This window comes from Photobacterium sp. CCB-ST2H9, from assembly GCF_023151555.2.
In the GTDB taxonomy this organism is placed as follows: Bacteria; Pseudomonadota; Gammaproteobacteria; order Enterobacterales; family Vibrionaceae; genus Photobacterium.
In genome coordinates this window covers 2,373,396-2,397,069 of record NZ_CP100425.1, presented here as the reverse complement: position 1 = coordinate 2,397,069, position 23,674 = coordinate 2,373,396, and the positions used below count along the sequence as shown (strand labels likewise).

General features: G+C 49.7%; 24 protein-coding genes and 1 riboswitch. Of the genes, 16 read left to right on the top strand and 8 right to left on the bottom strand.

Annotated features, from left to right (window positions below):
• Window positions 1-96 precede the first annotated feature (96 nt).
• The 3 genes from L4174_RS11145 to L4174_RS11135 are packed head-to-tail and all read left to right on the top strand — an operon-like array spanning window position 97 to window position 2,878.
• On the top strand, window positions 97-324 hold the full coding sequence (locus L4174_RS11145) for a FeoA family protein (RefSeq protein ID WP_248140908.1): 228 nt from the start codon (window positions 97-99) through the stop codon (window positions 322-324).
• Complete coding sequence (gene feoB / locus L4174_RS11140; RefSeq protein ID WP_248140907.1) at window positions 321-2,636, top strand: Fe(2+) transporter permease subunit FeoB; 2,316 nt, start codon at window positions 321-323, stop codon at window positions 2,634-2,636. Before L4174_RS11145 ends, feoB begins: the two co-directional genes overlap by 4 nt.
• A complete protein-coding gene (locus tag L4174_RS11135; RefSeq protein WP_248140905.1) occupies window positions 2,633-2,878 on the top strand; it encodes a FeoC-like transcriptional regulator in 246 nt (81 codons plus the stop codon). Before feoB ends, L4174_RS11135 begins: the two co-directional genes overlap by 4 nt.
• 41 nt (window positions 2,879-2,919) lie before the next feature.
• Here L4174_RS11135 and L4174_RS11130 read toward each other — a convergent pair whose 3' ends face one another.
• The gene (locus L4174_RS11130) at window positions 2,920-3,348 is read right to left on the bottom strand and encodes an HIT domain-containing protein (protein WP_248140904.1); all 429 of its coding nucleotides are present in this window, start codon (window positions 3,346-3,348) and stop codon (window positions 2,920-2,922) included.
• Window positions 3,349-3,516: 168 nt separating this feature from the next.
• Here L4174_RS11130 and L4174_RS11125 point away from each other — a divergent pair, with 168 nt between their 5' ends.
• A complete protein-coding gene (locus L4174_RS11125) occupies window positions 3,517-4,116 on the top strand; it encodes a DUF924 family protein (protein WP_248140903.1) in 600 nt (199 codons plus the stop codon).
• A gap of 8 nt (window positions 4,117-4,124) precedes the next feature.
• Here the strand turns inward: L4174_RS11125 and L4174_RS11120 are convergent, their stop codons facing one another.
• Together L4174_RS11120 and argS are read right to left on the bottom strand one after the other, a co-directional pair.
• On the bottom strand, window positions 4,125-5,177 hold the full coding sequence (locus L4174_RS11120) for a GGDEF domain-containing protein (RefSeq protein WP_248140902.1): 1,053 nt from the start codon (window positions 5,175-5,177) through the stop codon (window positions 4,125-4,127).
• Window positions 5,178-5,302: 125 nt separating this feature from the next.
• Window positions 5,303-7,033, bottom strand: coding sequence for an arginine--tRNA ligase (argS, locus tag L4174_RS11115; protein WP_248140901.1), 1,731 nt, complete (start codon window positions 7,031-7,033; stop codon window positions 5,303-5,305).
• Between the two features lie 391 nt (window positions 7,034-7,424).
• Between argS and L4174_RS11110 the strand changes: the two genes are divergently transcribed.
• Entirely contained in the window at window positions 7,425-8,006 is a 582-nt protein-coding gene (locus tag L4174_RS11110) for a VOC family protein (protein WP_248140900.1), read from the top strand.
• Between the two features lie 73 nt (window positions 8,007-8,079).
• On the opposite strand, the gene purU is transcribed toward L4174_RS11110, so the two are convergent.
• Window positions 8,080-8,913, bottom strand: a complete 834-nt coding sequence (gene purU / locus L4174_RS11105) for a formyltetrahydrofolate deformylase (protein ID WP_248140899.1) — start codon at window positions 8,911-8,913, stop codon at window positions 8,080-8,082.
• 233 nt (window positions 8,914-9,146) lie between these two features.
• On the opposite strand from purU, the gene L4174_RS11100 reads away from it, so the two are divergent.
• From L4174_RS11100 to rnd, 7 genes are all read left to right on the top strand, one after another.
• Window positions 9,147-11,099, top strand: coding sequence for an ATP-dependent DNA helicase (locus tag L4174_RS11100; RefSeq protein WP_248140898.1), 1,953 nt, complete (start codon window positions 9,147-9,149; stop codon window positions 11,097-11,099).
• Window positions 11,100-11,804: a tRNA (adenosine(37)-N6)-threonylcarbamoyltransferase complex dimerization subunit type 1 TsaB gene (gene tsaB, locus L4174_RS11095; protein ID WP_248140897.1), complete on the top strand. Its 705-nt coding sequence runs from the start codon at window positions 11,100-11,102 to the stop codon at window positions 11,802-11,804.
• Between the two features lie 28 nt (window positions 11,805-11,832).
• Window positions 11,833-12,129, top strand: a complete 297-nt coding sequence (locus tag L4174_RS11090; RefSeq protein ID WP_248140896.1) for a hypothetical protein — start codon at window positions 11,833-11,835, stop codon at window positions 12,127-12,129.
• Window positions 12,130-12,182: 53 nt separating this feature from the next.
• Window positions 12,183-12,734 carry a Slp family lipoprotein gene (locus L4174_RS11085; RefSeq protein WP_248140894.1) on the top strand — a complete coding sequence of 184 codons (552 nt, stop codon included), beginning with the start codon at window positions 12,183-12,185 and terminating at the stop codon, window positions 12,732-12,734.
• Between the two features lie 41 nt (window positions 12,735-12,775).
• A complete protein-coding gene (locus tag L4174_RS11080) occupies window positions 12,776-13,693 on the top strand; it encodes an alpha/beta fold hydrolase (protein WP_248140892.1) in 918 nt (305 codons plus the stop codon).
• A 119-nt stretch (window positions 13,694-13,812) separates the two neighbouring features.
• The gene (gene fadD, locus L4174_RS11075) at window positions 13,813-15,507 is read left to right on the top strand and encodes a long-chain-fatty-acid--CoA ligase FadD (RefSeq protein ID WP_305885159.1); all 1,695 of its coding nucleotides are present in this window, start codon (window positions 13,813-13,815) and stop codon (window positions 15,505-15,507) included.
• Window positions 15,508-15,635: 128 nt separating this feature from the next.
• Window positions 15,636-16,766, top strand: coding sequence for a ribonuclease D (gene rnd, locus L4174_RS11070; protein WP_248140889.1), 1,131 nt, complete (start codon window positions 15,636-15,638; stop codon window positions 16,764-16,766).
• A gap of 51 nt (window positions 16,767-16,817) precedes the next feature.
• On the opposite strand, the gene minE is transcribed toward rnd, so the two are convergent.
• From minE to minC, 3 genes are read right to left on the bottom strand one after another with little or no spacing between them, the layout of a single operon-like run.
• Window positions 16,818-17,078: a cell division topological specificity factor MinE gene (gene minE / locus L4174_RS11065; RefSeq protein WP_248140888.1), complete on the bottom strand. Its 261-nt coding sequence runs from the start codon at window positions 17,076-17,078 to the stop codon at window positions 16,818-16,820.
• Window positions 17,079-17,085: 7 nt separating this feature from the next.
• A complete protein-coding gene (gene minD, locus L4174_RS11060) occupies window positions 17,086-17,898 on the bottom strand; it encodes a septum site-determining protein MinD (RefSeq protein ID WP_248140887.1) in 813 nt (270 codons plus the stop codon).
• A gap of 21 nt (window positions 17,899-17,919) precedes the next feature.
• Window positions 17,920-18,582: a septum site-determining protein MinC gene (gene minC, locus L4174_RS11055; protein WP_248140886.1), complete on the bottom strand. Its 663-nt coding sequence runs from the start codon at window positions 18,580-18,582 to the stop codon at window positions 17,920-17,922.
• A gap of 228 nt (window positions 18,583-18,810) precedes the next feature.
• Between minC and L4174_RS11050 the strand changes: the two genes are divergently transcribed.
• Both L4174_RS11050 and L4174_RS11045 read left to right on the top strand, forming a co-directional pair.
• Window positions 18,811-19,092, top strand: a complete 282-nt coding sequence (locus L4174_RS11050) for a YcgL domain-containing protein (protein WP_248140885.1) — start codon at window positions 18,811-18,813, stop codon at window positions 19,090-19,092.
• A 16-nt stretch (window positions 19,093-19,108) separates the two neighbouring features.
• Complete coding sequence (locus L4174_RS11045; RefSeq protein ID WP_248141691.1) at window positions 19,109-20,080, top strand: lytic transglycosylase domain-containing protein; 972 nt, start codon at window positions 19,109-19,111, stop codon at window positions 20,078-20,080.
• A 97-nt stretch (window positions 20,081-20,177) separates the two neighbouring features.
• Here the strand turns inward: L4174_RS11045 and L4174_RS11040 are convergent, their stop codons facing one another.
• Window positions 20,178-20,570 (bottom strand): H-NS family nucleoid-associated regulatory protein, encoded by a 393-nt coding sequence (locus tag L4174_RS11040; protein ID WP_248140884.1) that lies wholly within the window; start codon window positions 20,568-20,570, stop codon window positions 20,178-20,180.
• Window positions 20,571-20,943: 373 nt separating this feature from the next.
• Window positions 20,944-21,124: riboswitch (Lysine riboswitch) on the top strand.
• Window positions 21,125-21,222: 98 nt separating this feature from the next.
• On the opposite strand from L4174_RS11040, the gene L4174_RS11035 reads away from it, so the two are divergent.
• Both L4174_RS11035 and L4174_RS11030 read left to right on the top strand, forming a co-directional pair.
• Entirely contained in the window at window positions 21,223-22,824 is a 1,602-nt protein-coding gene (locus tag L4174_RS11035) for a Na+/H+ antiporter NhaC family protein (protein WP_248140883.1), read from the top strand.
• Between the two features lie 201 nt (window positions 22,825-23,025).
• On the top strand, window positions 23,026-23,628 hold the full coding sequence (locus tag L4174_RS11030; RefSeq protein ID WP_248140882.1) for a thymidine kinase: 603 nt from the start codon (window positions 23,026-23,028) through the stop codon (window positions 23,626-23,628).
• Window positions 23,629-23,674 lie beyond the last annotated feature (46 nt).

The window sequence follows — 23,674 nt, the reverse complement described above, 5'->3', positions numbered from 1 at the left end:
TCACAGTTTTAATCAAGTTATTTGATAACGATCAATCCTTTCATCACGCGCATCATTAACATTTGAAAATAAGAATGATTATTGTTGAGTGTTAATATGCGTTTATCAGAACTTTCCATTGGTGATTGTGCGGTGATCACCGATATTGCCAGCCTGCCAATGGAACAGCGAAAGCGTCTTGTCGCGTTGGGATTATTGCCGAACACCCCCGTTCAGCTGATTCGTCGCGCCCCACTCGGAGATCCACTGCAAATTCGTCTGCGGGGATGTGATCTGGCCATTCAGAAAAAGATCGCAAGCAGTATTGAGGTAACGCTGAAATGAAATCACACGTGATGCTGACGATAGGCAACCCAAACAGCGGGAAAACCACCTTATTTAATGGCCTGACCGGCGCCCGGCAAAAAGTCGGTAACTGGCCCGGCGTTACCGTAGACAAAAAAACAGGTCGCTATACCTATCTTGATGAACAGTACGTGATGACCGATCTGCCCGGTCTGTATCAGCTGGATAGTGATGCCTCCGGCGCCGGTCTGGATGAGGCGATTGCCTCTCAGGTTGTGATGGCTGAAAACGCAGATGTTATTTTGAATGTTGTGGATGCCAGCTGTATGGAACGGGGACTGTATCTGACATTACAACTGCTGGAACTGGGGCTGCCTGTGGTGGTGGCGCTGAACAAAATGGATGTCATTCAGTCCAACCGGCAGCATATTAATACGGAAAAGCTGGCGGCACAGCTGGGATGCCCTGTGCTTACTGTTGCTGCGAATCAGTCAGAATCAGTGACCCGGTTTAAGGAAGAACTGGCTCAGGTGATTGCTGCGAGTCCGGGCCGAAAAATCAGTGCCGGGCAACCGGAGATCTGCTTTGATGACTGCATTGAGCGTGAAGTTGCTTTGCTGCTGCAAAAGGGCCTCAGAGCTCATGCTGTGTCTGACGGTTTGAAGCCTTTGGCGGAGCGGGGCATTGCGCTCAGAATGCTGGAGGGAGATGCACTGTTGCTGGAACATCAGGCAACTGATGTTCAGCAAGCCGTTGTGCAGGGCTGTGCACGCATTGCCACTCAGCTGGATCCGGAGATCAGTTTTGCCGAGAGTCGTTACAGCTTTCTGCACCAGTTGTGCACTCAGGTCAGACGTCAACAGGGGCAGTGCAGTCTCGCGGCCAGCGATGCAATTGACCGCTGGGTACTGCATCCGTGGCTGGGCTTACCGATTCTGATGTTAGCCATGTATCTGATGTTCATGGTGTCGATTAATCTCGGCAGCGCATTTATTGATTTCTTTGATATCAGTGTCGGGACAGTGTTGGTCGACGGCGGACATCATCTGCTGGATGGACGTCTGCCAGCCTGGCTGGTCACCATCCTGTGTGACGGGCTGGGAGGCGGCATCCAGACGGTCGCGACATTTATTCCTGTCATCGCGTTTCTCTATCTGTCGATGACATTGCTGGAAAGCTCAGGCTATATGGCGAGAGCAGCGTTCGTGCTTGATCGTCTGATGCAGAAAATCGGCTTGCCCGGCAAAGCTTTTGTGCCGCTGGTACTGGGATTTGGCTGTAACGTTCCTGCGATTATGGCTACCCGGACTCTGGAACAGGAGCGCGAAAGACAGCTGGCTGCTGCTATGGCACCTTTTATGTCCTGTGGTGCCCGTCTGCCAGTTTATGCGCTTTTTGCGGCGGCTTTTTTTCCGCATCAGGGGCAGCATCTGGTCTTTGCCCTGTATCTTGCCGGAATTGTTGCGGCAGTTCTGACTGGCTTGCTCCTGCGCCATACGATTTTGCCCGGAACCAGTGAAGCGCTGATCATGGAGATACCGCGCTATGAATGGCCGAAAGCCAGTGCTGTGATGATTAATACCTGGCATAAACTCAAACGCTTTGTATTTGGGGCCGGTAAAACCATCGTCCTGGTGGTGACTTTGCTGAGTTTCCTGAACTCGATTGGCACCGATGGTACTTTTGGTCATGAGGACAGCCCGGATTCAGTGCTGGCAAAATCGGCTCAACTTGCGACACCGCTGTTGTCGCCACTGGGTGTCCAGGAAGATAACTGGCCAGCGACCGTTGGGATTATCACTGGTTTATTTGCCAAAGAAGCTGTTGTGGGGACACTGAACAGCCTGTACGCCACCAGTGAGGAGGCTGACAGCGATTACGATTTGTGGGGCGGTCTTGCTGAGGCTGTAGCATCTGTACCGGCAAACCTGGCTGCACTGAATTACAGTGATCCGCTTGGTATCAGTGTTGGGGATGTGGAAGACTCCTCTTTAGCTGCATCTGAGCAGGGGGTCAGTGTATCGGTATACGACAGTTTGAGATCGGGATTCAGCAGTGAGGCCGCTGCACTGTCATATTTAATCTTCATTCTGCTTTATACGCCGTGTGTTGCTGCAATGGGCGCTTATGCACGGGAGTTCGGCCGTCGCTTTGCGGTGTCGATTGCCGCGTGGACTATGTGGCTGGCGTTCAGTATCTCAACCTTGTGTTTTCAGATTGCTGAATTGGGTACATCAGGCAGTATGGGCTGGATTGCGCTTATCCTGAGTCTTAATCTGCTCGTTGTCTTTGCGCTGAAGCGATACAGCCGTCGTCAGACAGACCAAGGTTTGAAACGGGTACTTTTATGATTTTGCAGCAGTTACGGGAACAGGTTGAACAATCTGGCCGGATCAGCCGCCGTCAGCTGGCGCATCGGTTTGGTCTGAGTGAAGACGGGGTGGATGCCATGATGGCGCTGTGGGTGAAAAAAGGCCTGATCGGACAGGAACGTGATGGTTGTGGTTCGGCCGGGTGCTGTAAACCACAGGGTGAGGTCTGGTACCGGGTGCTCAAAGCGAATGAGTTACCGGTGACGGTCATTTGTGAGTAAATATCAGGGGGAGCATTGCTCTCCCTGATAATTTGGTGCCGTTATACCGGTAAAAAGCCGGGCAATTGACTGAATAAGGACTTCAGACGCTTTGCCAGGATTTTTTCGTCGCTTTCGGTGCGCTGGCTGCCGTCTGTATTTCCCCATATCGGTCCGGGCCAGGCAATATCCGTTGTAAATCTGGCAATATGATGGATATGCAGTTGCGGAACCAGATTGCCTAATGCACCGATATTGATTTTGTCCGGGCTGAAATATGTTTCCAGAAGTTGTGCCGTGGCAGAAGATTCAATCATCAGCTGCTGTTGATCGGCCGCGGTCATGTGATGGATTTCTCTTAATGATTCATAGCGCGGAACCAGAATGAGCCAGGGACCAATGGCTTCTTTCGATAACAGAACCCGACACAGTGGTAAATCGCCAATGACCTGAGTATCCGCGCTCAGTCTCGGATGAAGGGTGAAACTCATTGTTGTATTCCTTCTTTCTATTAAGTGCTTCACAAGTCAGCTATCGGGTCGATACAAATTGCATTCACACCAGTTCAGCTCACCCTAGGATAAACTACAGAGTGCGGCTGCGAAAGCGCCGAAATTACAGTAACCTTGTGAGAGGTTACGGTTTGAGAGGGGAAAACGATGGCAGATATTGAAGACGTTCTGGCCTATTGGTTTGGTCATCTGCAAGGTGACGTGACAGCGGAGAACAAACGGAGTCTCTGGTTCAAAGGCAGTGAGGAGATTGACCGTGAAATCACGGAACGTTTCCGGGATCTGGTCAGTCAGGCTGGCCGGGGAGAATTAAATGCCTGGACGGAAACGCCCAGAGGTACACTGGCGCTCCTGATTCTGCTGGATCAGTTCAGCCGGAATATCTATCGTGGCCTGGCAGCTGCTTTTCGTTATGATTCGCTGGCTCAGGCATTGTGTAAGCGAGGGCTGGCCAAAAACTTCGACCGTTCGCTGACCCCCATCGAACAGGCTTTCTTTTATATGCCGCTGGAGCATTCTGAGGCGCTGGAAGATCAGGAAGAAAGTGTCTTCCGGTTTGATCAGTTGCGTCAGTCAGTTCCTGCTGAACATAAAGCGGTGTTCGATGACTTCTATCAGTATGCGGTGAGCCATTATCAGGTCATCAAAGATTTCGGGCGTTTCCCGCACCGCAATGCAGCATGCGGCAGATTATCGACCCGGGATGAGATCTCTTACCTGCAGACCGCACATCGTTTTGGCCAGTAACCGCACCCTCAAATCAGAGGTAAGACACGGTTCCGGCCCAGGCTTTTGGCCTGAAGCAGGTACTTATCGGCTCTGGCCAGAACAGCCAGGCCGTTTTCTTTTCCTGTCTGCTCCGCAATACCCATAGAAACCGTGATGGAGCTGACGGTTTTACCGGACTGTTTGTCCTGAACGGCAATCCCGGAAATGACCTGACGCAGCTTCTCAGCCTTTTGCCAGCTTTGCTGGAGCGTCGCGCCGGGTAAAATCACCACGAATTCTTCTCCGCCGTAGCGATATGTCTGCATGCCCCATTCGCACCAGGCCTGGAGATGCCGGGCGACGGAACACAGGACTTTGTCTCCCATCAGGTGGCCAAAGTCATCGTTGAAGGTTTTAAAGTTATCAATGTCCAGCAGCACCAGACTGAAAGGAGTGCGGTGCTGGATACAGCTGTTCAGATCCTGCTGAAAAGCCCTGCGGTTGAGCAAGCCGGTCAGCGGGTCTTCATTGGCATGTTTCAGGCTGTCTTTCAGTGCTTTTTTCAGGTTTTCAATTTCCTGATGAGCGCTTTCCAGCTGCTGATTCAGCAGGGCGCTGGATTGATGCATACTTTTCGACTCATCAAGCAGCTCCTGCACCAGCCCGTTGGCTTCATGCACATTAACCCCCTGTGCCACTTTTTGACTGAGCCGCTGATAGGTTTTCGACAGAGATTGATGAAAAGCCTGGGTCTCATTTTTAGAGCCGTCCATGGTGTGGCAAAGCTCATCCATAATGGCTTGCAGGCTGTGACTGATCTGCCCCTGCTCACTGTCCGGCCCCTGGCTCAGGTGAGTACGGTACAGAGAGTCAGACAGGCTGGGCGGGCAATGACCATACTGAGCCAGACTTTGATCGAGTGCCTGATTGAGCAGCGGCATCTGATTCGTTGTATAGCTGTACCATAAAGCATAATTGACCGGTGTGGTCGGAACTTTATGCTTTATCATCAAAGGAATGGTTTTACGCAAGGTTTGAGTCGACGACAGAAAGTCGTCAGTAAGACTGATGCCGGTATCTTTTGAGTCTTCAAGGCTCATAAACATTCCATGTTTAAGTAAAAGGTCTTCAACCTCTAATGGCACTAAAAAGCCTTCTAAGAATACCCTAGAAGGCTTTTCAAGTTTAGTTCTGCTGTATTAGATAAATGTGATATTCAGTCAGATTACATGCGTTCCAGTGTTTCGATACCCAGCAGATCCAGACCTTGCTTGATGGTCTTGGCTGTCAGCAGTGCCAGTTTCAGACGGCTTTGCTTTACAGGCTCATCAGCATTCAGGATAGGGCAGGCTTCATAGAAGCTGGAGAAGTTACCGGCCAGTTCAAACAGGTAGCTGCACATGACATGCGGGTGACCTTCACGGGCAACGGTTTCCACGGCTTCTTCAAACTGCAGCAGTTTCGACAGCAGGACCTGCTCTTTTTCGTCGTTGATCACAACCGGATGAGTCAGCTCGTTTTCGCTCAGGCCCGCACGTTTGAATACAGACATGACGCGAGTGTAGGCATATTGCATGTACGGCGCAGTGTTGCCTTCGAAGGCCAGCATGTTGTCCCAGTCAAATACATAGTCTGTGGTACGGTGCTTGGACAAATCTGCATATTTCACTGCCGCCATCGCAACGGTTGAGGCAATCTTCGCTTTTTCTGCGGCATCCAGTTCCGGGTTTTTCTCTTCAATCAGTGCATTCGCGCGTGATTCGGCTTCATCCAGCAGATCGGTCAGACGCACAGTACCGCCAGCGCGGGTCTTGAATGGACGGCCATCTTTACCCAGCATCATTCCGAAAGCATGGTGTTCCAGTGACATCGTTTCCGGGATGTAGCCCGCTTTGCGGACAATCGTCCAGGCCTGCATCAGGTGCTGGTGCTGGCGGGAGTCAATGAAATACAGAACACGGTCGGCATTGAATTGCTCGTGACGGTATTTAGCGCATGCGATGTCCGTTGTGGTATACAGGAAACCGCCGTCGCGTTTCTGGATGATCACACCCATTGGCTCGCCGTCTTTGTTTTTGAACTCGTCCAGGAAAACAACCTGAGCGCCGTCGTCCTCAACCGCCAGACCTTTTGCTTTCAGATCCGCAACGATACCCGGCAGCATCGGGTTATACATGGATTCACCCATGACATCGGCACGGGTCAGCGAGACATTCAGACGGTCATAGTTGTGCTGGTTTTGTTCCATGGTGATGTCCACCAGCTTTTTCCACATTTCAGCACAGTACTGATCACCGCTTTGCAGTTTCACTACGTAGTTCCGTGCACGCTCAGCAAAGGCTTCGTCTTCGTCGTACAGCTTTTTCGATTCACGATAGAAGGCTTCCAAGTCGGACAGCTCCATCGAAATTTCACCGGCTTCCTGCTGAACACGCTCCAGGTTGGCGATCAGCATACCGAACTGGGTTCCCCAGTCACCGATGTGGTTGGCGCGAATGACATTGTGACCCAGAAATGACAGTGTACGGACCACGGCATCACCGATGATGGTTGAGCGCAGGTGACCTACGTGCATTTCCTTGGCGACGTTCGGAGCAGAGTAGTCCACCACGATATTCTGGGCCGCTTGTTTTGCAACGCCCAGACGCTCGTCCGCAAGTGCGGCTTCAGCACGCTCGGCAAGCCAGGTTTTGTTCAGGAAGATGTTGATGAAACCCGGACCGGCGATTTCTACTTTCTCAGCCATGTCGCCCAGATCGAGGTTATCGATAACTTTTTGTGCAAACTCGCGCGGGTTGGTTCCCAGTTTTTTGGCAACACCCATCACACCATTGGCCTGGTAATCACCGAACTGTACTTTGGCTGATTGACGAACGGCCGCAGGACTGCCTGCTGGCGCGCCCGCTGCTTCCAGCGCCTGGGAAACTTTATCGTTAATGAGTGCTTGAATGTTCACACGTCTATCCTTTCAATCGGTCTGGAGCCTGCCAGACGGGCAAAACTCTTGGGTATTCAATATCGTACGGACTACAGCCCAGCGGCATGACTCGTTTATCGCGTGGTCAGCAACGGCACCAGATGAAAGCGTTTACTGCGTCTGATGTCTGAATAAAAGGTAATCCGGGTAGCGCTGACGGGAGCTTGCTGGCTGTAAAAACGGCTGTATGGATACGAAAATCAGTTAGCTGTAATAATACCAATAAATGCGGGGCGTTTGGCAAGGTGAAAAGCGTTCAGGACTGTTTTTTTTCTTCGCTGGGTGCCGCACAGGCGGCTGGATGCGGAAGGCTTTTGCTGAAAAAGATTCTGTGGATAATGAGCGCCTATAAATTGCGAGGAGAAATCACATGCAGGATTTAAAGCAGGCAAACCTACATCCGGAACAAATGCTGGCACAGCTGCCTGAATTTATGGCGAAAATCACCGCACTTTCGGAACAGTTAGGACTCGACTTATCTGCTTGTCAGGCAGATCACGTTGCACTGCGGGTGAATGATGCGTCGCTGGCTTCTCAATTACATCAGGCCTGGCTGGCCTACGGTGAAGAATGGTCGACGAATGTGATCAATGGCCGTCCCATTGTTGTGATTGGCTTTACCCAGCCATTAGTGGCAGGTCACTGGAAGATTGAAGCTTTGGAATTGCCATACCCGGGTGACAAAGTGTATCCGGTACAGGGTTGGGAGCATGTGGAGTTTGTGGTGCCTTGTCAGGCAACGACAACAGATGAACTGAAATCAGTTCTGGAGACACGTTTTCCTGCGCTGGACTGGCAAAAGATTGAGGCTGCTGGTATTAAAGTGAAAGCCAGCTCTCCGGCCGGCGAGAAAGAGCGCCTGGCGAATCCGACGATTGCATTCAAGAAAGACGGGGTGTGTATTAAGCTGCATCCGTGTTCGCTCAAGGCAGTGATTGCCAGCGAAAGTTGAGATAAAAAAGAAGATATAAAAAAGGGCAGACCATTCACTGGTTTGCCCTTTTTTGTTGGATATCTGCTCGGTATTAAAGGACGACAGTCCGGTTGCCGTAAACGAACACTTTGTCTTCCAGAACGAGGCTCAGTGCCTTGCTCAGAACAGATTTTTCAACATCACGGCCGGAACGGGCCATGTCTTCCGCGCTGTAGTTGTGATCAACCGGAATGACATTCTGGGTGATGATAGGTCCTTCGTCTAAATCGTTCGTGACGAAGTGTGCAGTAGCCCCAATGATCTTCACGCCGCGCTCGTAGGCTTGCTTATACGGCTGAGCCCCGATAAATGCCGGAAGGAAACTGTGGTGAATATTGATGATCCGGTGCGGATATTGAGCTACGAAGTTTGCCGTCAGAATCCGCATGTACTTTGCCAGCACAACGTAGTCCGGGGCATACTGGCCGATGCAGTCCAGCAGTTTCGCTTCATGCTCTTCACGGCTCAGACCTTCATGGCAAACGTGATGGAACGGAATGCCGAACTTTTCGACCAGTTCGCCCAGTTTGTCGTAGTTCCCGACCACAGCCGCAATCTCGACATCCAGCGTGCCATCATAGGCTTTGACCAGAATATCACCCAGACAGTGGGCTTCTTTGGTCACCATAATCACGATTTTCTTACGCGCTGAACTGACCAGACGACGGTGGCTGCCTTCAGGCAGTGCACGGTCTAAATCAAGCAGAAAGGTTTCATCGTTAAAGATCCCTTCCAGTTCAGTTCGCATAAAGAACTGGCGGTGGCTGTGATCCACAAATTCTTTGTTATGAACGATGTTGAGTTGATGTTTGTAACAGATGTTGGTGATTTTAGAAATCAATCCCATGGCATCCGGGCAATCGGTCAGCAGGATTTTCTTTTCCATGGTGTCCTTAATGTTGCGAGCATATCAATGAATGTTGTTTTAGGTTTTTGTGTCAGCGTTCCGGGTATGGAAAGGCTGACAGACCCTATTGTTTACATGGGATTGATTTCGGCGTCAAAACTTTTGTGATCTCACTCAACAATTTTTGAGGATGACTGCCGCTGGCTGTCCCCCCGCTTTCTTGGCATAATCGGCGGAAAGATACTGGATAAATAACCAATAGACTGACTTCTATGATTGCGAAATTTTTTCAACCGGGTGGTGCACTGGAAAAGGCCATTCCGGGATTTCAGGCACGACAGCCGCAGATTGATATGGCAGAAGCGGTTGAAAAAGCAATCAGGCATCAGCAGCAGCTGGTGGTCGAAGCGGGCACGGGAACGGGAAAAACATTCGCCTATCTGGTGCCTGCGCTGGTCAAAGGGCATAAAACCATTATCAGCACCGGTTCCAAAAACCTTCAGGAACAGTTGTTTCATCGTGATTTACCCCTGATGACGCAGGCACTGGGTTTTACCGGTAAAGTTGCTCTGCTGAAAGGACGTTCAAACTACCTATGTCTGGACCGGCTCAGCCGCCAGATTACGGAAAGTCACGGTGGTCATGTTGATCCGGGAATGCTCAGTCAGCTCGTGACGATTCGAAGCTGGTCGTCCGCCACGAAAACCGGCGATATCAGTGAATGTGATTCCATTCCTGAAGACAGTCCGGTTATTCCGACCATCACATCAACCAATGACAACTGCCTGGGGCGGGAATGTCCTTCCTATGAAGACTGTTTTGTGGTGAAAGCACGCCGGAAAGCCATGGATGCTGATGTGGTGGTGGTGAACCATCACTTGTTTCTGGCGGATCTGGCCATCAAAGAAACCGGATTTGGCGAGCTGATCCCCGAAGCTGATGTCTTCATTTTTGACGAGGCGCACCAAATCCCGGATATCGCCAGCCAGTATTTCGGGCAGAGTCTGTCCAGCCGGCAAATCCAGGATTTGTCGAAAGATATTACCATTGGTTACCGGACCGAGGCGCGGGACATGCGCCAGCTGGAAAAAACCGCTGACCGGCTCAGTCAGGCTGCTTCAGATTTACGTTTGGTGCTCGGTGAGCCCGGCTATCGCGGCAACTGGCGTGATGCGGTGAACAGCCCGGCCATTCAGCGTGAACTGACCCGTTTAAACGATGCGCTGGAATTGGCGCATGACGTGCTCAAACTGGCTTTGGGGCGAAGCGAATTACTGGATGCAGCTTTTGAGCGTACGACGTTGTTTAAGGCCCGTTTAGTGCGGCTTTGTGACACATCTATCACCGGTTATTCCTATTGGTATGAATGTACGCCGCGTCATTTTAGTTTGCATATTACGCCGCTGTCGGTCGCAGAAAAGTTTCATGAGCAGATAGAACAGCAAAAAGGCGCCTGGATTTTTACCTCAGCCACGCTGGCAGTTGATGACGACTTCGGCCATTTCAGTCACCGTCTCGGTTTGCAGCCAGCCGCGCAGATGTCTTTACCCAGTCCGTTTGATTACCAGCAGCAGGCACTCTTGTGTGTGCCGCGGTTTCTTCCTGAACCGAATAGTCATGGCATGGCCGCGAAGCTGGTGCAGCTGATGTCTCCGGTGATTGAAGCCAATCGGGGGCGGTGTTTTTTCCTGTGTACGTCGCATCAGATGGTCCGGGAACTGGCCGAAGGTTTTCGGGAGTCTCTGGACTTGCCTGTACTGGTTCAGGGGGAAACGAGTAAGCAAAAACTGCTGGCAGAATATCTGGAATTGGGAAATGCGCTGCTTATTGCAACAGGTGCTTTCTGGGAAGGCATTGATGTTAGAGGGCAGGCGCTGAGCTGTGTTATTATCGACAAATTACCGTTTACCGCGCCGGATGATCCATTACTGAAGGCACGGATTGAGGATTGCCGCCTGCGCGGTGGCGATCCTTTCGCACAGGTTCAGATCCCGGATGCGGTGATCACCCTGAAACAGGGGGTTGGCCGTTTGATCCGGGACCAGCAGGACAAAGGTGTGCTGGTGATCTGTGATAACCGATTGGTGACGCGCCCGTATGGCGCTGTGTTTTTACGAAGTCTGCCGCCGATTCCGCGAACCCGGGATGTTGAAGGCGTCGGGCAGTTCCTGTCTGGCCTGCACAACGCGCAGGATGTTTCAGACAGCCAGCATTCAGAGGCTTGAATGAGCACTAAGATCTTAGCTGTTGATACCGCGACCGAAAATTGTTCCGTAGCTCTTTTGACAGGGAGCGATGTGATTGCACGCTGTGAGTTTGCACCGCGTGAGCATACAACCAAAATTTTGCCTATGGTTGATGAAGTACTGGCCGAAGCCGGCCTGCGACTCAATCAGTTGGATGCGCTGGCGTTTGGCCGTGGTCCCGGCAGTTTCACCGGTGTGCGCATCGGAATTGGTATTGCGCAGGGACTCGCGTTTGGCGCTGAGCTGCCTATGATTGGTATTTCAACGCTGGCTGCAATGTCTCAGGGAGCTTATCGCCTGCATCAGGCAGATCATGTTCTGGCTGCGATTGATGCACGAATGGGCGAAATTTACTGGGGTCAGTATCAGCGTCAGCAAAACGGCGACTGGTCTGTGCTGGGTGAAGAAGCGGTTTTTCCGCCAGAAATGGCTGCTGAACGCTTGGTTACTCTGCCAGAAGTGAACTGGTTTACCGCTGGAACCGGGTGGCAAACCTATCAGGAACAATTAAATGGATTGGCTGTCGAAAAACAAGCCAGCACAGTCCTTTATCCGGAAGCTCAGGATATGGCCTGGCTGGCACAATTTGCTTTGCAGCGTGGTGAAGTGGTCGACGCTGAACATGCCAGCCCTGTCTACCTGCGGGATGAAGTGACCTGGAAAAAACTACCGGGCCGCGAATAACGGCCTCTGATCAGGATTCATTGTCTTTATGGTCACCATACCTCGTTTACCGGCATCGACACAGGCCCCGCAACGGGCCAGAAGAACCGACAAACGGCAGAAAGCTGAACAGTCCGCTGCGCCGGTTGCTCAGCCGACTGTGGTGGCCAGAGCCGTGGCGGAAACGATCAAAGATCCTGCTCTGATTGAGGAAGCCCACAGTCAGGTTCAGTATGACAGCCCGCAAGGGAGAAATAAGCAGGCCCTTTCTGCTTATCTGGATGTATTGCATCAGTCTAAACGGGAAGAGTTCTCCCGGTTGCTGGGCGTCGATCTTTTTATTTGATCAGTCGCAATCGCAAAGCAGTTCCCTGTTTTTCTTTTTGAAAAGGATCCGTGGTGAAAAAGACAATCCTGGCGTTTGCCTTACTGGCTCTGAGTGGTTGCAGTCAGTTGCCCGACAGTTTACAAACAACAACAGCTAAACCGATTACCGATCTGACGATGGTGATTGAAGACCCTCAGGGGGTGCAGGGGCGTGAAGTGCGTCTGGGCGGTGTGATTGCTTCTGTTGTAAATGAGGCGAAACGCACCCGTCTGGAAGTGGCCAGTTTACCAATTGACACCTCCGGCCGCCCGGATCTGACGGCAAAACCTCAAGGCCGTTTTATTGCATATATTGACGGATTTGCCGATCCGATTGAGTACGCGGAAGGAAAGCTGGTGACTGTCGCCGGTCAGCTTCGTGGCAGCGAAATGGGGAAAATCGGCCAGTATGATTACACCTATCCTGTTGTCTTTGCCAAAGGGCAGCAAGTCTGGCGTATCGAAGAGCAGGTTCGCATTGACGATGTGAACACCTACTACCGGTGTCTGGGCATTCGTTGTCAGTATATTCACTACGGTCTGAGGCCGGACAGTGCTGATATCCGGTATCGGGTCAGCCCCTGAACAAATCTGTTTTCTATCGTACCTGATGATTGAATCTTCATATGATGTATGAGTGCCGATTGCCGCTGGCAGAATCCGAGCTGGCGATCCTGACATCTTTTCCTCCTTGCCGAGAAGCACTGGCACAGGGGAAGGTTGTCTCCGCTGCTGAATTGTCAGATCAGCGACCGACTTTGGTCTTTCTGCATGGCTGGCATGACAACGCGGCCAGTTTTACACCCTTATTCAAACCCTTGAGCGAAGCTTTCCATCTGGTCTCGGTTGACTGGCCGGGACATGGCTTGTCTGAGCACAGGGGGACGGACAATTACTACTATTTCATGGATTATGTTGACGATCTGGCACAGATCAGACAGGCATTAGCCGGACAATCTGTGATTTTAGTCGGGCACTCGCTGGGAGCACTGGTGGCGGCGGCCTACGCAGGAGCATTTCCTGAAACTCTGGCTGGTTTAGTGTTAATTGAAGGGCTCGCTCCGCTTTGTGAAAACGCTGAATTAGCTGCTGACAGGTTACGTCAGGGAATTGAAAGCCGGATGAAACGCAGGCAAAGAGTCTCGAAAAGACTTAAGCTCGACTCATTTCAGGCCGCATTGACTGTTCGTTGCCGGATTAATGGATTGGATGCAGAGCAACTGCGACCATTGGTTCAGCGTGCAACTTATCGGGATGGGGATCACTGGTACTGGCGGCATGACGACAAGTTACGTTGTGACTCACTGATCAGGATGACAGAAACGCAAGCGAAAACACTGATGTCCGGTATTGCGTGCCCGGTCTTGTCCGTACTTGGTGAGCGTGGGTTCACTTATCTGAAAGAGCCTGATGCAGGGCTTTCCTGGGTTCCACAGGCCGCTCAGATAACAGTTCCCGGTGGCCATCACTGCCATCTGGAAAGCCCCCGGCAAGTCTGTGAACAGATTTTGCTGTTTACTTCAAAAATCAAAAAGCTGGTCTAATCAGTTGTGTTAATTCAATGTTAATTGTGCTGTAATGCTTGTATAGAACAAGTGTTTGAATTTTCGCTACAGCAATATTATGGCGTTTAAAGCCCAGAAAAATATAAGGAGAGTGCATGGTGGATAAGGTTTGGCTTAACCGCTATCCGGATGATGTACCGGCTGAAATCAACCCAGATGCTTACACTTCATTGGTTGAACTTTTTGAACAGTCTGTCCAGAAATATTCCGACCAAACGGCCTTTATCAACATGGGCCAGGTGATGACTTTCAGGAAACTGGAAGAACGCAGCCGGGCTTTTGCGGCATATCTGCAAAACGATCTGAAACTGAAAAAAGGTGATCGTGTGGCAGTCATGATGCCCAACCTGCTTCAGTACCCGATTGCGCTGTTCGGTATTCTTCGGGCCGGCTGTGTGGTGGTGAACGTCAATCCGCTGTACACCCCTCGTGAGCTGGAGCATCAGCTGAACGATTCTGGTGCGAAAGCCATTGTCATTGTGTCCAATTTTGCACACACGCTGGAAAAAATCGTCGGGAATACGGGCGTTGAGCATGTCATTCTGACCAGCTTAGGTGATCAGCTGTCGCATCCGAAGCGTACCCTGGTGAACTTTGTGGTGAAATACATCAAAAAGATGGTGCCGAAGTATCATCTGCCACATGCAACGTCACTCAATCATGCCCTGAAAAAGGGACGCCGTATGCAGTATGTGAAGCCGTTCATTGAAGGCAATGACATGGCGTTCCTTCAGTATACGGGAGGGACAACCGGTGTCGCGAAAGGGGCAATACTGACCCACCGAAACATGATGGCTAACGTCTTCCAGGCCAAAGCTGCATACGGACCGATTCTGCATGAAGGTCGTGAGTTTGTGGTTACGGCGCTGCCGCTGTATCACGTGTTTGCGCTGACGGTGAACTGTCTGCTGTTTATCGAGATGGGCGGTCAGAACCTGCTGATCACCAATCCGAGAGATATTCCAACTTTTGTCAAAGAGCTGAAACGTTACCCATTTACAGCGATGACCGGGGTAAACACCCTGTTTAATGCGTTACTTGGTAATGAAGATTTCCACGAACTGGACTTCAGCCGATTGCGTCTGTCGGTGGGTGGCGGTATGGCTGTTCAGCGAGCCGTTGCAGAAAAATGGCTGGCAACCACCAAAAACTATTTGCTGGAAGGCTATGGCCTGACGGAATGCTCTCCTCTGGTGGCTGCTTACCCGCATGATCTGACCGAATATAACGGATCGATTGGTTTACCGGTGTCGTCGACTGATATCCGTATTGTGGATGAAGAAGGTAACGTGCTGGGCATGGATCAGACCGGCGAACTGCAGGTGAAAGGTCCGCAGGTTATGAAAGGTTACTGGCAGCGTCCGGAAGCAACTCGTGAAGTCCTGTCTGAGGATGGCTGGTTGTCGACGGGTGATGTGGTCCGCTTTGATGAAGATGGTTTCCTGCATATCGTAGACCGGAAGAAAGATATGATTCTGGTTTCGGGTTTCAATGTTTACCCGAATGAAATCGAGGATGTCGTTGCGCTTCATGGGAAAGTGCTGGAAGTTGCCGCGATTGGCCAACCGAATGGTGCTGCCGGTGAAGTTGTGAAGATCTGTGTCGTGAAGCGCGATCCGAGCTTGACGAAGGATGAGCTGCTGGCACACTGCCGCCAGTATCTGACTGGTTATAAGGTACCCAAAGTGGTTGAATTCCGCGATGAGCTGCCGAAAACCAATGTGGGTAAGATTTTACGACGTGCGTTGCGCGAAGAGTCGGATCAAGCCCAGAAAGAGGCGGCACAAGCATAAACGCCGATTTTAAGATACACTGATTTTGCGTTAGTGCCGGCTGTTTAGCCGGCACTTTGTTTTTCCGCTCTGTGCATTGATATGCAAGACTGGGCAATGTGAGCTTAGTCTCTGTAAAAAGGTGAGCTTTGAAATTTGAAATCATAACAACGAACGACAGACTGGCAGAAGTCTGCCAGCAGGCAAGTCAGTATCCTGCTGTGATGCTGGATACTGAGTTTGTTCGCACCCGAACCCTGTTTGCCCAGCTGGGGCTGATTCAGCTGTATGATGGCGAGCAGTTATCCCTGATCGATCCGCTGGCTCTGACAGACCTGTCGCCACTTTGGGCGCTGCTGAAGAACCCCGGGGTGATTAAAGTACTCCATGCCTGCGGTGAGGATCTGGAAGTGTTTCAGTCTGCTGCGGGTTGTATGCCGACTCCGATGCTGGATACGCAGATTATGGCTGCGTTTCTCGGACATGGACTGTCGACCGGTTTTGGCGCGCTGGTCCAGGAATATCTGGGGATTGAACTGGAGAAAGGGGAAGCCAGAACCAATTGGCTGGCGCGTCCTCTGACAGATAAGCAGCTCGATTATGCGGCGGCAGATGTGTACTACCTGCTGCCGCTTTATCAGAAGCTCTTGGCGGGAGTGGAAGAGAAAGGCTGGATGGAAGCACTTCAGCAAGAATGCGATACCATGCTGGTGAAACGAAGCCGTACTGTATCGCCGGATCAGGTGTATAAAGACATCAAGAATGCCTGGCAGCTGTCTCCGAAGCAATTGGCTATCTTGCAAAAAGTGGCAGCCTGGCGGCTTCAGGAAGCCAGAAAGCGGGATCTTGCGTTGAACTTTGTGCTCAAAGAACTGAATCTGTGGAAAGTGGCGCGTTTTGAAATCACGTCTAAAGCGGTGATGTCCAGAGAGGGCTTTGACGAGCGTGAAATTCAGCGACACGGAAACCGGCTGATTGCTCTGGTGAGGGAAGTGGAGCAGATGAGTGAGCTTGATTATCCGGAACGTTTAACGCGTTTGGTTGATCTGCCGGGCTATAAACAGATGGTAAAACGCATTAAAGATGAAGTGGTTGCGGTCTCTGAACAAACAGGATTGGCGCAGGAGTTTCTTGCATCGAAGAAACAAATCAATCAGTTGCTGAGCTGGGCCTGGAAGAAAGGATGTCCGGAAGATGCATTGCCTGAAATGTTATCCACCTGGCGCCGGGAACACTTTGCCCCTCGTGTTTTACCTTTGGTCACCAGCAAAACAGGCTGAAAACTGAAAAGTTTCATGAAAAAATCCCCGGCGTTGAAACCGGGGATTTTTTTATTTCTCGTCTGGCAAAGTCACATTCAATTCCAGAACGGACAGGTCTTCCTCTTTCTGATCGAGGTGGACCGTGACATGTTCCGGCGTGACATCAACATAACGGCGGATGACGTCCAGAATATCCTGCTTAAGCTGTGGCAGGTAACTCGGGCTGCCCATAGAGGCGGAGCGACGTTCAGCAACAATGATCTGCAGCCTTTCTTTCGCCACACTCGCGGTTGATTGTTTTTTGGGGCGGAAGAACTCTAGCAAAGCCATAGTGTGGTTAGCCTCCAAATATTCGTTTCAGGAAGCCTTTTTTCTCTTCCTCAATGAACCGGAACGGGCGTTCTTTGCCCAGCAAACGTTCAATTGTATCCTGATAAGCCTGACCCGCATCAGAATCAACATCAAAAATGACCGGTTCGCCTTTGTTTGAAGCATTCAGAACAGACTGGCTTTCCGGTACGACACCCAGCAAAGGAATGTGCAGGATCTCTTCGACGTCAGCAACACTGAGCATATCACCCTGAGTTACCCGGGATGGGTTATAACGGGTCAGCAGCAGGTGTTGTTTCACTGGTGTTTCGTTATTTTCAGCGCGACGCGATTTGGAGTCCAGAATTCCCAGAATACGGTCTGAATCCCGGACGGAAGCTACTTCAGGGTTTGTGGTAACAATGGCTTCATCTGCAAAGTACAGCGCCATTAATGCACCGGTTTCAATACCTGCAGGAGAATCGCAGATAATGAATTCAAAACCCATTTCATCCATTTCATTCAGAACTTTTTCGACGCCTTCTTTACTTAATGCATCTTTGTCACGGGTTTGCGATGCCGGAAGCACGTACAAGTTGTCCACGCGCTTATCTTTGATCAGCGCCTGATTCAGTTTTGCTTCGCCATTGATAACATTTACAAAATCAAACACGACCCGACGTTCACAGCCCATAATCAGATCAAGATTTCGCAGACCAATATCAAAATCGATGACGGCTGTTTTTTTGCCTTTCAGAGCAAGGCCGGACGCAATGGCCGCACTGGAGGTCGTTTTTCCGACCCCGCCTTTACCTGAGGTCACCACGATAATTCGTGCCATCTGTTTTATTCCTTTTTAAAGTTATACAGCCAGATGCGCTATATTTAAATTGTTGTCTATCAAAGAGATAACGACACTCGATCCCCAGTGAGATTCTTGAATCTTATCGCTCAGCCAGTAATTGCCTGCAATGGATATTAATTCCGACTGTAGATTATGGCAGAAAATCTGAGCGTTCGTCTCCCCACTGGCTCCGGCAATTGCCCGGCCACGCAAGCACCCGTAAATATGGATGCAGCCGTCAGCAATAATTTCAGCACCAGCGCTGACATGATTCAATACGACCAGATCGCAATTTTTAGCATAAATTTGCTGCCCTGAACGAACCGGGGAGCGAATCACTTTTGTGGGTTCCATGACAGGGCTGCTGGCTTTTGCCTGTCTGGCGGCATTCATGATGGCAAAACCTGCGGATTTTGCCTGAGCCTGTAAATGTGACGGCTTGCAACCACTGATGCCTACCGGGATCATCCCTGCATCCAGAATGCCTTGTCGCAACTGCCCGAAGTCAAGCTCCTGACTGGTTTTGCTGATATCAATCACCAGCGGGGCGTGAGCAAAGAATGCCGGAGCCTGCTCTACTTTATCCTTAAGAAAACTGATCGCCTGATCTAAACCGCTGTCAGCCAAGTGTAGTGATGAGAGCGTATAGCTGCCCCCTTTCAATTCTGCCGTTTTTGCCATGGCTTATTCTTCTTGCGCGGAGAATTTCGCGCTCAGGTACGTTATCACATAGGTTATAGCATGTTATATTCCCCGGCAGGTCTCAGCAAGTTCTCCTTGTCAGAGTTCGGTATAAAGTTTAAATGATGACCATGATGGTGACAGCACTGGGCAGAATGTCCTCCGTTCAGGAATGATTTCCGTTTGTCGTGGTCAGATAGTGGTGAAGGGTAACCAGCAGGTCTGCTTATGTTTTGTGCAATCTATAAAAGTCCTAAAAAAGACAACACTTATCTATACATCAACAAGAAAGATGATTTTTCAGAAGTCCCGGAAGCGTTACTGAGCACCTTTGGCACGCCTCAGTTCGTGATGGTACTCAAACTGAGTGAAGACAGAAAACTGGCCCTGGCTGATATCAGGAAGGTGAGGGAGTCGCTGTCAACGCAGGGTTATTACCTGCAAATACCACCACCAGTGACTAATCTTCTTGAAGAATACAAAGCAAAAAAAGCACTGAATAATACCTGACGGTGAAAAAATGGATATGCGGAAGCAATGGTTAGCGGCCCTGGTGGCCTTAGGACTTGGCCTTTCATCGCCTATGGCTGCGGCGGATGAAAGTTTTGACAATTATGTAACCGGGTTAAAGCAGGAAGCGCGAGCGAAGGGAATTGATGAATCGATTCTGGAATCTGCATTTGCCAATGTGACATTTATTGAGCGTGCGGTTACAGCCGATAAAAACCAGCCGGAGAAAAAACTCACTCTGGATGAGTATTTGCCGAAAGCGGTTCCGCAATGGAAAATTGCCCAGGCAAATAAGTATTACCACCAGCACAGGAAGGCACTGGAGCGTGTTGGGCGTCAGTATGGCGTACAGCCTCGGTTCATTGTTGCTTTGTGGGGAGTGGAGAGTAATTTTGGCAAGCTGACCGGAAGTTACAGCGTGATTGAAGCTTTAACTACCCTGGCATATGAAGGCCGGCGGGAAGCTTTTTTCCGTGAGCAGATTATGGCTGCACTGAGCATTCTTCAGGACGGACATATTACTGTGAGTGAAATGAAAGGTTCCTGGGCAGGGGCGATGGGACAACCACAGTTTATGCCGACTTCTTATCTGACTTTTGCCGTGGATGGAAATGGAGACGGTAAGGCAGATATCTGGAAAACGGAAGCGGATGTCTTCGCTTCGGCTGCAAATTATCTCAGTAAATCTGGCTGGGATGATAAATATACCTGGGGACGTCAGGTGAAGGTTCCTGATGGCCTGAGCGATGATCTGAAAGGGGTGGAACCTCAGAAGCGGAAAACGTTGTCTGAATGGCAGGCATTGGGTGTGCGTCGTTTAAATGGCTCAGCATTGCCTAAAGTTGATGTAGATGCCTGGTTAGTTCAACCGGATGATAATCATGGTCGTGCTTATTTGATTTATGGCAATTATCAGACATTACTGAAATGGAATCGCTCGCATTACTTTGCGCTGGCTGTGAGTACACTAGCAGACAGTATTCACTAATGGCATAGCCATTATTTAAGTGATTGCTCTAAATTGATGTTGGAAAAAGAAAAAGCCCGGCTAAAGTTGCCGGGCTTTTTGATCAAATCGAATCAGATTAGATCTTAAAGTCGTCCAGAGATTTACCTTCATCCAGCGCCTTTTTCAGTGCTGAAGGAGTACGGCCTTGGCCAGTCCAGGTTTTCTCTTCGCCGTTTTCATCGATGAATTTGTATTTTGGCGGACGAGCAGCACGCTTGGTTTTAGTTTTACCCAAGCTTGCCATCAGTTCTTCTGGGTCAATACCGTCAGCCAGCAGCATTTCACGGTATTGGTTCAGTTTGTCTTCGCGCTCTTTTTCTTTCGCGATTTCTTCTGCATCAGACTCTTCACGTTCGGTGACAACGGTCTGAAGTTTCTCCAGAGCTTCTTTCAGTTGCTCCAGTGAATATTCACGAGCAAGTGCACGAAGACTACGAAGGTTTAATAGCGCTTTCATTGCATCAGACATTTTAAATTTCCTATTGTCGTTATACTAATAATTAGTGAGAAAGTTTATATCAGCAATAGTAATACTTTTTAAACCTGTCTGCCAAATAAAATCTCAGTTTTACTGAGTTAATTCGATGGTTTTTTATCCGTGTCATAATGATTAATCGTCATCTGATGCGAAGAAATCAAATTTTTGCTTGTTAATAAATTGAGATAGTTCTAATTTTCTTAATGCGTTTGAATGTGAGTAATTTCATATTCAACATCGTAATCCTCGCTGTAAATGTAAGTAAATACAGTAAATTAGTAAGCGCTTATTCATCAGTATGAGTTAATCTTGTACTTTATAGGTTGCAAATCAGATAACAAAAAGTAGAATACGCGGTTCCTTGACTAAGGGTAGAGGTGCATTGTCTATTAGTAACTGGCGGGAGGTGACCCCGAAGAACGTCAGTGAAAGGAGCCAGTGCCGAAGTAAGGTTGAACTGTCAAAGCACCTTGCTGGGGTTGTCGCCAAATAGGGACAACACTGCCATAGTAATTTACATTTAACTATGGAGCGCTACTGTGGGGTCCGGAGAGGTGAAACCCGCCTTCCTATTTTGCTTCCCATCACGGTAAAGCCGTGTTCAGCAGTAGATCTCCAACCAAGATCGGTTGTAGTAGAGATCATGAACCTTGTAGATTTTTCCCAATCTTCCATTTCAGTCTTACCGCCCCTTGTGGCATTGAGTCTGGCAATTCTGACCCGGCGCGTTCTGTTGTCTTTAGGCATTGGTATCCTGATGGGTGCGCTATTACTGACAGACTTTAGTGCCGCGAATACCTTGTCTTATGTTGGCGGTAAAGTAAAAGGCCTCTTTATTGAAGATGGCGGTATCAATACCTGGAATATGAGTATTGTTGCTTTTCTGCTTTTATTAGGAATGACCACTGCGCTGCTGACATTGTCTGGTGGTACGCGTGCATTTGCACATTGGGCTCAAACAAAAATCAAAAGTAAACGCGGTGCAAAACTTTTAGCCGCTTTTCTTGGCGTGTTTATTTTTGTCGATGATTATTTTAACAGTCTTGCTGTCGGGTCAATTTCCAGACCGGTAACGGATCGTTTTTATGTTTCCCGTTCTAAGCTGGCTTATATTCTGGACTCGACTGCCGCACCTATGTGCGTACTGATGCCAGCCTCAAGTTGGGGGGCATATATCATTACAGTTGTTGGTGGTATTTTGGTTTCACATGGTGTTACAGAATATTCTGCACTGAGTGCGTTTATTCAACTGGCGCCTATGAACTTTTACGCAGTATTTGCACTGTTAATGGTATTCGTTGTGGCCTGGTTCCAATTGGATGTTGGCCTGATGAAAAAACATGAAGTGCAAGCCAGTCATGCGCTTGGGTTTGATCATGATGAAATTCATGCCGAAGCCAAAGATCTGAATGATGAATTAGAAATTGAAGAAAGTGAAAATGGGAAAGTAAGTGATCTCATTGTTCCTATTCTTGTGCTGGTTGCAGCAACCTTATTCTTCATGATTTTTACCGGTAACCAGAGTTTACAGGCAGACGGAAAACCTTTCTCTGTTCTGGGTGCGTTTGAATCAACAGATGTTGGTGCATCACTTTGTTACGGTGGTTTGCTGGGATTACTTTCTGCCTTGATTGCTGTCGGGCGTCAGGCAATTCCGGTTAAGCAAATTGTTCATGCTTTATGGATTGGCGCGAAATCAATGTTCGGCGCAATTCTGATTCTGTTCTTTGCCTGGACGATTGGCAGTGTGATCAGTGATATGGCCACGGGTAAATTCCTGTCGACGATGGTTCAGGGAAATATTGCTCCGGTGTGGTTGCCGGTTATTCTGTTTTTACTGTCAGGTCTGATGGCGTTTTCTACCGGAACGTCTTGGGGCACTTTCGGAATTATGCTGCCAATCGCGGGTGATCTGGCCGCTGCGACAGAAATCAGTCTGATTCTGCCAATGCTGAGTGCGGTGCTGGCGGGTTCTGTTTTCGGTGACCACTGCTCGCCAATTTCTGACACCACGATTTTGTCGTCAACAGGTGCACGTTGTAATCACATGGATCATGTGTCGACGCAATTGCCTTATGCTTTGTCCGTCGCTCTGGTGACAGCCGTGGGCTTTACCGTCTTAGGTCTGACAGACTCACTGGGGGTGTCCTTCATGGCTGCGACCGTCAGCTTCCTGCTGGTTTGTGTATGCCTTGGCTGGATTGCCAAGCGTCCTTTAAAAGGCACTCAGGAGCTGGCCAGGTAAGCTGATCTGCCTGTATGCGCTTCAAGCCGGTCAAGTGCTGCACTTGACCGGTTTTTTTTGTGTCCGGTCAGCCTGAGTCGACTGTCATGCTTGATTCATGAACGTATTGACGGGGAAAGACATGAATGGCACCGATTTGCTTCCAATTGAGAATCTTCTTCGGTAGCATCAGCCGTTATTCAGAGTTGAGCGGAAAGCCTGATGGCGCAAATGTATTTTTATTACTCGGCCATGAATGCCGGGAAATCGACGACATTATTGCAGTCGTCATTTAACTACCGTGAGCGGGGGATGTCGCCTGTCATCTTTACAGCGGCAATTGATGACCGGTTTGGGAAGGGGAAAGTCAGTTCCCGTATCGGTTTGTCGGAAGATGCAGAATTGTACGGTCCGGAAGATAATCTGTGGGATAAGCTTTCTCTGATGAATCACGCGTCTCGTGTAGACTGCGTGTTGATCGATGAGTGCCAGTTTCTGACCAAAACTCAGGTTTTACAGCTGACTGAAGTTGTCGATAAGCTTGATATCCCTGTGCTTTGCTATGGGCTGCGCACTGATTTCCGGGGCGAACTGTTTGAAGGCAGTCAGTATCTGCTGGCATGGTCTGACAAACTGGTGGAACTGAAAACTGTCTGCCATTGTGGCCGCAAAGCGAATATGGTGATTCGCCACGATGCCTCAGGCAAAGCCATTGCCGATGGTGATCAGGTTGAAATCGGCGGGAACGATCGCTATGTTTCGGTTTGCCGGAAACACTATAAAGAAGCGATTGAAGAAGCCCGAGAGGCCACTGAAACCGTATAAAAATAAAAAAGGAAGCTCAGGCTTCCTTTTTCCGTATCGGGGGCGG